The sequence below is a fragment of the Pandoraea sp. CB10b_02 genome (assembly GCF_002216225.1).
Classification (GTDB): domain Bacteria; phylum Pseudomonadota; class Gammaproteobacteria; order Burkholderiales; family Burkholderiaceae; genus Pandoraea; species Pandoraea nosoerga.
In genome coordinates this window covers 67,457-76,052 of record NZ_NJGW02000022.1, presented here as the reverse complement: position 1 = coordinate 76,052, position 8,596 = coordinate 67,457, and the positions used below count along the sequence as shown (strand labels likewise).

Sequence of the window (8,596 nt, the reverse complement as noted above, 5' to 3'; positions counted from 1 at the left end):
GCCGCCAAACTTCGCGCGCCAGGTGTAGAACGACGCGTCACTGAACCCGTGCTTCCTGCACAGTTCCTTGACCGACATACCGGCCTCGGCTTCCTTCAGAAACCCGATGATTTGCTGTTCCGTAAAGCGCTTCTTCATGTTCGTCTTCTCTCCGAAAACGAACTTTACTAGACTCCAGCTGGCCCTGTTTGCAGGGGGCAGGTCAGAGCGAATCGGCAATACATACAAAATTTCTTACGAACCTTGAGGGAAATGAATCTATGTCATTTCCCTCCGCTCCACGGAATTTCGCAGCGGTCAAGGCCGCTACTTCTGCTGTCCCTATGTGGGCGGCGGCCTGGATGGTGACGGCAGTGTTCATGCTGTCGAACTCGCCCACGCCGCTCTACGTGCATTGGCAGGAGCAAATGGGGTTCTCGTCCGGCATGTTGACCGTGATCTTCGCGCTCTACATCGCTGGGCTGTTGGGTACGCTGCTAGTGGCTGGGCAATTGTCCGATCACGACGGACGCAAGCCGGTGCTGCTTCCGGGGCTACTCGCCGCGCTGGTGGCCTGCGGGCTGTTCGCCAGCGTCAACTCGATCGGCATGCTCGCCATCGGTCGGCTGCTGGCCGGCGTCGCGGTGGGCGTGATCGTCTCGGCCGGCATGGCGACGAGTTGGCAATGTCGGTCGCGAAGCGATGACGGATGCCGTGCGTCCCCACATGCGCCGCGCCCGCCGCTTTGAGCGCACGGCACCAGCGGCCGTAATACTCGCCCTCGGTCAGATGACGTTTCGGGCGGCGACCGGCAAACTCGAATTGGAGCCGGATCGCCAACGGGATGACATAGTTCTCCAAGCCTTAGGCTTCGATCCCGTCGAGTTGCAGGAACAGCTTGCCCATGTCCTCGTCGCTGATGAGGTGGGTGGATTTGCCCGCCGGATAGGTCGGCACATGTCGGCAGGGATTGGAACCATCGGGCCGATAGCCCCACACCTCGGCCAAGTTGAACATCTTGCGCAAGATGCTGAAGACCTTGTTCGCTTCGGTCGGCATGTACGCGAGCTTCTCCATCACGCCCACTACGTCAGGCCGTTTCACGTCCTGTACCTTCTTGCGACCCAACAACGGAATGATGCAGGGGTCGATGACGCGATTCCCAAGGGTCTGATGGGAGTCATCAGCGGGAAAGCCGGGTCAAGTTTCGGAAAGCACCGACATAGGTTAAACCCGCCTAACCCTTTGATAAACCTGCTGTATCGGGTGATGGCGTAGTTCAGCGAAATACGATGCTGGAGTCATCGTGAAATGAAAAAACCCCGCCTCGGCGGGGTTCTTGCCATCGAATGGCAGCGCATCTTGACGCGGCGCGTTCGCACCGCCAGCCGTCAACCGAGCCATACGGCGAGCGTGAGCAGCAAGAGGAGCAGCATCCACAACAAGACGGCGCGCCAGACCAGACCGACGGCCGCCTGAAGGGTACGCGGCGTGCACTCACTGCCGACGGGCAGGACGGCGTCGTCGCCTTGATTGAGGGCGTCGACACTCGACACCTCCGCCAGCGGCCCGGCGAGTCGCGCGCCTAACGCGCCGCTGCCCGCGGCAAGCAGAATCCCCTCGTTCTCGTTCGGCCATTGCTTGGCGTAATGACGCCATGCGTAGATCGCGTCCTCGAAGTTGCCGACGATCGCAAAACCGATTGCGGTGAGCCGCGCGGGAACCCAGTCGATCACATAGAACGCCTTGCGCGCGAACGCGCCGAAGCCCGGGCTGCGGTCCGGCGCCGCTTCCGTCCAGCGACGCGACAGATACTCGGCAAGGCGGTAGAGCACCGCGCCCGCCGGGCCTATTGGCATCAGGAACCAGAAGAACACGCCAAAGACGTGGCGATGCGACGCGATGACCGCATGCAGCAGCGTGTGGCGCACGATCTCGTCGACCGGCATGTCGACCGTGTCGACGCCGATCCACTGGCGCAGGATTTCGCGCGCCTCGTTTGCGTTGTCGTTGTTCAGGGCAACGTGGATATCGGTGAAATAGTGGCTGAACTGACGAAAGCCCATCGTCAGATAGACGATCAGCACGTTCCACGCGAAGCCCAGAAAAATATTGACCCGCATCAGCAGGTAATAGATGAGGCCGACGCCAAGCACGAACGGCAGGACCACGACGAGCCATGCCAGCACACCATGACGCGGCTGTCCGGCATCGAACGTTTGCGATGTATGGGCCGCGTGGGAGCGAATCAGGTTGTAGATCGGGTTCTGCGTGGAGAGGGCACGCACCTGCTCGAGGATCAGCGCGAGGAGTACCGAAAAGAATGTCATGCGTGCGATCAGATCATCGGACGGAATGGTGTAACGATAGCACAGCTTCTCGTGGATACCCGCCCTGCGCGCCGTCGCGGCGCGTGCGTCCGCCGGTTCGGGCAGACATCTTGCGCGATCGATCCGTTCGTCGCGTCAGGCCCGCAGCAGCTGGTAGAAATTCCGCAGCATGGCGGCCGTCGCCCCCCAGATGAAATACTCGCCGCCGGTCGCCTTCGGATAAGGCATCGAGTAGAAGCGGCGCTCGCCCATCTGATAGTTGAAGAGGCGTACCTGATGGTTCGTCGGGTTCATCAGGAACTCCAGCGGGACCTCGAAGATTTCCGCCACTTCGCCGGCGTCGGCCACGAGATCGAATGGCGGCTTGAGCAGGCCAATCACGGGTGCGATGCGAAAGCCGGTGCGCGTCACATAGTCGGGCAGACTGCCGATGACCTCCACCACGCCGGAGTCCAGGCCGATCTCTTCGCGCGATTCGCGCAGCGCGGTGGCAATCGGCGTCGGATCGTCAGGCTCTCGGCTGCCTCCGGGGAAACTGATCTGTCCCGCGTGCGTGCTCAGATGTTGTGTACGCTGTGTGAACAGGACCGTCGTACCCTGCGGGCGCATGACCAAGGGCACCAGCACCGCCGCGGCGCGCGGCGTAAAGCGTGCGGAGGGAGCGACCTCCACGATACTCGCGTCCGGCGTCCAGAGCGGCGGATGCGCGAGTCGGTCTCGCAGTGCGTCGGGCGCGAGCCGCTCCGCCGGCACCGAAGGCTCACCCTCGCCTGTCGAGACGATGGGCAACGCTTCAGGATGCAGGATAAGAGGTGGCGCCACGTAGACCTTGGAAGGAGGGAGAACTCCGCTATTTTAGCGAGGAAGACAAAAGTGCGTGCACGCGAAGAAAAAACGAATCCCATGGCAATTCGTGCGATACCGCGCGCATGATGCGGCGCCGCAAGACGCCGGTTTCGGAAAGCTCGTCCATACGAAAAAAGCACCCCGGAGGGTGCTTTTTCCATGCGGCTTTGGCTGCGCCCGGCCACGAGGTCGCCAGGCGTAGCGGCGTCCGACTTACTCGGCAGCAGCGGTCTTGCTCTTGAACGTGAGCTTTTCCTTGATACGTGCCGACTTGCCCGAACGCTCGCGCAGGTAGTACAGCTTCGCGCGGCGAACGTCACCACGACGCTTGACTTCGATGCTGGCGATCAGCGGGGAGTACGTCTGGAACGTACGCTCGACGCCTTCACCCGACGAAATCTTGCGAACGATGAACGCCGAGTTCAGACCACGGTTACGCTTGGCGATCACGACGCCTTCGTAGGCCTGCACACGCTTGCGGTTACCTTCCACCACGTTCACGTTGACGATCACGGTGTCGCCCGGGGCGAATTCGGGAATCGTCTTGTTCGCGGTCAGACGCGCGATTTCTTCCTGCTCGATCTTTTGGATCAGATTCATTTACCACTCCTTGTGCCATCGTATCGGCGTTTCATACCGGCATGCCGGCCCCGACAGAGGATGGGTTCAAACCGAATGCCGTCCCCATGACGACACCCGCTACCTTACTTGGCCGACGAGTCGGCCTTCAGGCTTGCCAGCCACGCCTCGTCGGCACGGCTGAGCAATCCGTTGGCGCGCGCGCTCTCGATCAGGTCGGGACGCTTGCGCCATGTGTTGGCCAACGCCTCGCGACGTCGCCATTTTTCGATCTCTGCATGGTGCCCGCCCAACAGCACGTCCGGCACCCGCACCCCTTCGTACTCTTCCGGCCGCGTGTAGTGCGGGCAGTCGAGCAGTCCGTTCACGAAGCTGTCCTGCTCGGCCGACTGCGCGTCGTTGAGCGCACCTGGCAATAGCCGGATCAACGAGTCCATCAACGCCATCGCGGGCAGTTCCCCACCCGAGAGCACGAAGTCGCCCACACTGATCTCTTCGTCGACGACACGATCAATGAGACGCTGGTCGATCGCCTCGTAACGCCCGCACAGCAGAATCAGCCCCTTCTCCTGCTGACTCAGTTCCACCACGCGACGATGCGTGAGCGGCTTGCCCTGCGGCGACATCAGCAGCACTCTGCCGCGTGCGACGCCCGCTTCGGCCTGCGCCGCTTTCGCCGCGGCGATCGCGTCGTCCAGCGGCTTGGCCAGCATGACCATGCCCGGACCACCACCGTAAGGACGATCGTCGACCGTACGATAGTTGTTGTGCGTGAAATCCCGAGGATTCCAGAACCGCACATCGTAGCGAGACTGCTTCAGCGCCCGGCTGGTGACGCCCCAATCGGTCAGCGCCCGAAACATCTCGGGAAAGAGCGTGACGACGTCAAACTGCATCAGACCGGATCCGTCCAGAGGTGCCCGGACATGCAACGGCCGGGCAATCAATCAGCAACAATCGGCAACAATCGGCAACTCAGTAATCGAGGCCCCAGTCGGCCACAATACGCCCCGCGTCGACGTCGACGGTCTGCACGTACTGCCCGACGAACGGGATCAGCCGCTCGGCCGTCTTCGCCGGCTTTCCGTCCACGGGCGCCGTCTCGTAGGCGACGCGCAACACGGTATGAACGCCGTTGTCGAGCAGTCCCACGACCTTGCCGAGGACTTCGTCCTGCAAATTCGTCACCTGGGCGCCAATGAGATCGACCCAGTAGAACTCGTCTTCACCCGCCGTCGGAAAGGCACTGCGCGGCACCCAGACCTGAAGGCCCTTGAGCGCCTCGGCCGCCGTCCGGTTCGCGCTGCCGCGCAGTTGCGCGACGACCGTTCCGGAATGCCCGCGGCTATGTAACACGTGAGCCATCGAATAAGTCGACTCACCGGGACGCCGAAAATACCAGCGGTCCGCAGACAGGAGCCCTTCGCCTTCGCCCGTGTGCGGTTGCACCTTGATCCAGCCGCGAATTCCATAGGCATCGCCGATATAGCCGAGCTCGACGAGATCGTCGGGCACCTCGGATATCGGAGCGAGCACCTGCTCCGCACGCTCACCGGCAGCGCCGGCTTTCAGCGGCGCCCGCGCACGTGTGGGTCGATCGGAACGAACCATGCCAATCCAACGTTGTGACGAACACACGGCGATGCCCGCTCCCGATCGCTCCGGAGCAGGCACCGCCGTTCGATTCTTGTGCTATCGGCAGACCGACAGCAATGCGTATCTGGCTAAACGCTCAGGCAGCAGCCTTGGCGCCTTGCTTGATCAGGCGAGCCACGGTCGGCGACAGTTGCGCGCCAACGCCTTGCCAGTACGTCAGACGGTCTTGAGCGATGCGCAGACCTTCCGTGCCTTCGGCAGCGACCGGGTTGTAGAAGCCAATACGCTCGATGAAGCGGCCATCGCGGCGGTTACGCGAGTCGGTTGCAACGATGTTGTAGAACGGGCGCTTCTTCGCGCCGCCGCGAGCCAGGCGGATAACGACCATAATAAATCCTTGTGAATCCAGAGGTGTTCGGACAGAAAACGCGTTATTATAGCGTAAAACCCCCGTCAAAACAAACACTTCGCCAGACCGCCGGCACACCCCGCCAAGCCACGCCCGTATTGGCCCCCGCACCGCAGCAATCCGGGCACGGCAGCCACTGGTCTACAATGCACGAATCCTTTGTGTAAAGCGAGTCCTGCATGCGACGATTTGCCGATGGATGTCTGCTCCGCTCGCCGCCACGATGGGCCTTGCGGCCTGCCACCCCCGGCGCTCGCCTGTGGCATCGCACGCGATGGCTGGGCGGGTTGCGTTTCGCGGGCCTGCTTGCCGCATGTCTTGCCGCCGCGCCTGTACCGGCGGCTGCGCGAGACGCCCTGCCCATCGAACGTCTCTCGCTGCCTCCCGGTTTCCACGTCGAAGTGCTCTCCGATCAGGTCCCCGGCGCCCGGGGCATGGTACTCGGCCCCAGGGGCACACTGTTCGTGGGCAGCCGCGCGCAGGGGAACGTCTACGCCATCACGCTGGATCCCTCCCGCGCCTATGCAGCGAAGGTGCGCACCGTCGCGGCCGGTCTGAACATGCCCATCGGCGTGGCGATGCGCAATGGCACGCTCTATATATCGGCCGTCTCTCACATTCTCAAACTCGACGACATCGAGAATCGGCTCGACAAGCCGGGCAAGCCTGTCGTCGTATACGACAGGCTTCCGGCCGAAAGCCACCACGGCGGTCGTTATATCGCCTTCGGCCCTGATCAGCGGCTCTACGTCGGGGTCGGCGCGCCGTGCAATGCCTGCAAGCGCGACGAAAACCGTTACGCCATGATCGGAAGCATGAAGCCGGACGGCAGCGACTGGCGGGTAGCGGCTCGCGGTGTACGCAACACCGTTGGCTTCGACTGGCAACCGGGCACCGGCACACTTTGGTTCACGGACAACGGCCGCGACCTCCTGGGCGACGACGTGCCGGACGACGAGCTCAACCGCCTGGCCCGCGCCGGCGAACATTTCGGATTTCCCTATTGCCACGCGGGCGACGTTGTCGACCCGGAGTTCGGCCAGGAGAAACCCTGCGCCGCCTTCTCTCCACCGATGACCAAGCTGGGCGCGCATGTCGCCGCACTAGGCATGCGGTTTTATACAGGCAAGCAATTCCCGGAAGACTATCGGGGCAGCATCTTCATCGCGGAACATGGGTCTTGGAACCGCACCCGCAAGGTCGGCTATCGGGTAGTCCGCGCCGTGCTCGACGCCAAAGGCAACGTCACTCGACAGGAGGTTTTCGCACAGGGCTGGCTCGGCAGCGACGAGTCGGTCTGGGGACGTCCCGTCGACCTCCTCGCGCTCCCCGACGGTTCCTTGCTGATCAGCGACGACTACGCCGGCGCGATCTATCGCATCACGTATCGCAAACCGTGAAACATGGCCATGCAGGCGACTCACTGCGATTCCCACCGTCCATTGCCCTGCAAAGGGGAACCGGGACCGCGCACTGCCGGTCAACGCTTCACGGTGTTCGCGGCACCATCAGGACATTCCACTCCCGGTTCATCGCAACCACTTCGCCGGCCGCCCTCTTCGCCACTACGAGCCAATCCCATCATGACTCAACGCCGATTCTCGTTCCTGCCTTCGTCGCTTGCTTCCTATCTGGCGGCTCTGATCGTGCCGGCGGCCATGCTGGCCGGTTGCGCAGCGCCGTCCGGCGGGGGCGCCAATCCATCGTCGGCGTCGCCAGACGCGTCGGCCGCAGCCACGGCACCGGCCGACATTCTCGGCACCTGGCAGTTGATGAAGTGGGAAGGCCCCGGCGACATCCCGAGCCTGCCGGAAGGTCGCTCGATCAACCTGACGTTCAATGACAAGGACGCTTTTTCCGGCACCGGCGGCTGCAATCGCATCTTCGGCCAGTACAAGATCGGCCCGGGCAAAGGACAAGTGACTCTGCAGGCACCGGCCGCCACGCGCATGGCATGCCCGGATTCGATGGCGTTTGAAGACCGTTATCTGAGGACGCTGCCACGCGTAACGCGCTTCGAGCGCCGCGATACGCAGCTGATGCTCAGCACTGCGGACGGCGAGACGCTGACATACGCGTCGCAGACGTTGCTCAATCGCACCATTGCGGCCCCAGCCGGAAACCGGAAGACGGAGGACCGGATCCTCGACGTCGACTCGAAGATGGCGGACTGCGTCGGCGTCGCGCCGCGCAAATGTTTGCGGGTGCGCGATGCCGACGACTCGGGCAAGGCGCAGTGGGAACTCTGGTATGCCCACATCGATGGCTTCGAGTGGAAGCCCGGCGTAGAATACCGCGTGAAAATCCACGGTGAGCCGGTGGAAAATCCGCCCGCAGACGCGTCGAGCATGCGCTGGACGCTCGTCGAAGTCATTCGAGAAACGCCTTCCCGTTAACGCCTTCCGATGAACGCAGTCGCTTATAAATCCAAGACCCTGACCGCCGGACTCGCCATGCTGTTCGGAACGCTCGGACTGCACCGCTTTTACCTTTACGGTCTTCGCGACCGTTTTGGCTGGGCCCATGTCGTGGGCTCGGCATGCGGCGTTGCGGGCTGGGGACTGCTGGTGACGAGCGAGCTGCGTTCCCCCGCCGGCTGGGTGCTGGCGATCCTCGGCGCAATTTCGTTGTTCTCGGCCTTTCTCGCCGCCATCGTCTACGGTCTGCGTCCCGACGAGCGCTGGGACACCCAATTCAATACGAGCGCGCACCGGAAGTCGCGCTCGGGGTGGACGGCGGTCATTATCGTGGCCGTCTCTCTGTTTGTCGGCGCCATGCTGATGATGGTCGGCCTTGCCGTGGCGTTCCAGACCTATTTCGAAACGCACGACACGCCCAACCGCCTGTCGCAATAACG

General features: G+C 62.7%; 11 protein-coding genes and 1 pseudogene. 4 read left to right on the top strand and 8 right to left on the bottom strand.

All coding sequences use genetic code 11. The features are described from left to right. A partial coding sequence (locus tag CDN36_RS19060) for a transposase (protein ID WP_287497624.1) occupies window positions 1-138 on the bottom strand: 138 nt, incomplete at its 3' end. Between the two features lie 122 nt (window positions 139-260). Between CDN36_RS19060 and CDN36_RS19055 the strand changes: the two genes are divergently transcribed. Continuing rightward, a complete protein-coding gene (locus tag CDN36_RS19055) occupies window positions 261-728 on the top strand; it encodes an MFS transporter (protein WP_353846870.1) in 468 nt (155 codons plus the stop codon). On the opposite strand, the pseudogene CDN36_RS19050 reads toward CDN36_RS19055, so the two are convergent. From CDN36_RS19050 to rpsP, 7 genes and pseudogenes are all read right to left on the bottom strand, one after another. Next, window positions 655-1,134, bottom strand: a pseudogene (locus CDN36_RS19050) (integrase); the annotation flags it as partial. The gene CDN36_RS19055 and the pseudogene CDN36_RS19050 overlap by 74 nt on opposite strands. 236 nt (window positions 1,135-1,370) lie before the next feature. Continuing rightward, entirely contained in the window at window positions 1,371-2,309 is a 939-nt protein-coding gene (locus CDN36_RS19045; protein WP_150554937.1) for a CobD/CbiB family protein, read from the bottom strand. Between the two features lie 135 nt (window positions 2,310-2,444). Beyond that, window positions 2,445-3,131 (bottom strand): CoA pyrophosphatase, encoded by a 687-nt coding sequence (locus CDN36_RS19040; RefSeq protein ID WP_244958142.1) that lies wholly within the window; start codon window positions 3,129-3,131, stop codon window positions 2,445-2,447. Window positions 3,132-3,368: 237 nt separating this feature from the next. Beyond that, entirely contained in the window at window positions 3,369-3,755 is a 387-nt protein-coding gene (gene rplS / locus CDN36_RS19035) for a 50S ribosomal protein L19 (protein WP_150554936.1), read from the bottom strand. A 104-nt stretch (window positions 3,756-3,859) separates the two neighbouring features. Further along, window positions 3,860-4,630, bottom strand: coding sequence for a tRNA (guanosine(37)-N1)-methyltransferase TrmD (gene trmD, locus CDN36_RS19030; protein ID WP_150554935.1), 771 nt, complete (start codon window positions 4,628-4,630; stop codon window positions 3,860-3,862). Between the two features lie 79 nt (window positions 4,631-4,709). Further along, window positions 4,710-5,345: a ribosome maturation factor RimM gene (rimM, locus tag CDN36_RS19025; protein ID WP_287497621.1), complete on the bottom strand. Its 636-nt coding sequence runs from the start codon at window positions 5,343-5,345 to the stop codon at window positions 4,710-4,712. A gap of 121 nt (window positions 5,346-5,466) precedes the next feature. Further along, the gene (rpsP, locus tag CDN36_RS19020) at window positions 5,467-5,718 is read right to left on the bottom strand and encodes a 30S ribosomal protein S16 (protein ID WP_017234865.1); all 252 of its coding nucleotides are present in this window, start codon (window positions 5,716-5,718) and stop codon (window positions 5,467-5,469) included. Window positions 5,719-5,918: 200 nt separating this feature from the next. Between rpsP and CDN36_RS19015 the strand changes: the two genes are divergently transcribed. From CDN36_RS19015 to CDN36_RS19005, 3 genes are read left to right on the top strand one after another with little or no spacing between them, the layout of a single operon-like run. After that, window positions 5,919-7,139, top strand: coding sequence for a PQQ-dependent sugar dehydrogenase (locus CDN36_RS19015; protein WP_287497620.1), 1,221 nt, complete (start codon window positions 5,919-5,921; stop codon window positions 7,137-7,139). Between the two features lie 3 nt (window positions 7,140-7,142). Beyond that, a complete protein-coding gene (locus tag CDN36_RS19010; RefSeq protein ID WP_150554932.1) occupies window positions 7,143-8,135 on the top strand; it encodes an META and DUF4377 domain-containing protein in 993 nt (330 codons plus the stop codon). A 9-nt stretch (window positions 8,136-8,144) separates the two neighbouring features. Beyond that, on the top strand, window positions 8,145-8,594 hold the full coding sequence (locus CDN36_RS19005) for a TM2 domain-containing protein (protein WP_287497619.1): 450 nt from the start codon (window positions 8,145-8,147) through the stop codon (window positions 8,592-8,594). Window positions 8,595-8,596 lie beyond the last annotated feature (2 nt).

Excerpts from the sequence above, each read along its gene's own strand:
- CDN36_RS19055 (WP_353846870.1), top strand. The coding sequence starts at position 261 with ATGTCATTTCCCTCCGCTCCACGGAATTTCGCAGCGGTCAAGGCCGCT.
- CDN36_RS19045 (WP_150554937.1), bottom strand. The coding sequence starts at position 2,309 with ATGACATTCTTTTCGGTACTCCTCGCGCTGATCCTCGAGCAGGTGCGT.
- rplS (WP_150554936.1), bottom strand. The coding sequence starts at position 3,755 with ATGAATCTGATCCAAAAGATCGAGCAGGAAGAAATCGCGCGTCTGACC.
- trmD (WP_150554935.1), bottom strand. The coding sequence starts at position 4,630 with ATGCAGTTTGACGTCGTCACGCTCTTTCCCGAGATGTTTCGGGCGCTG.
- rimM (WP_287497621.1), bottom strand. The coding sequence starts at position 5,345 with ATGGTTCGTTCCGATCGACCCACACGTGCGCGGGCGCCGCTGAAAGCC.
- rpsP (WP_017234865.1), bottom strand. The coding sequence starts at position 5,718 with ATGGTCGTTATCCGCCTGGCTCGCGGCGGCGCGAAGAAGCGCCCGTTC.
- CDN36_RS19015 (WP_287497620.1), top strand. The coding sequence starts at position 5,919 with ATGCGACGATTTGCCGATGGATGTCTGCTCCGCTCGCCGCCACGATGG.
- CDN36_RS19010 (WP_150554932.1), top strand. The coding sequence starts at position 7,143 with ATGGCCATGCAGGCGACTCACTGCGATTCCCACCGTCCATTGCCCTGC.
- CDN36_RS19005 (WP_287497619.1), top strand. The coding sequence starts at position 8,145 with ATGAACGCAGTCGCTTATAAATCCAAGACCCTGACCGCCGGACTCGCC.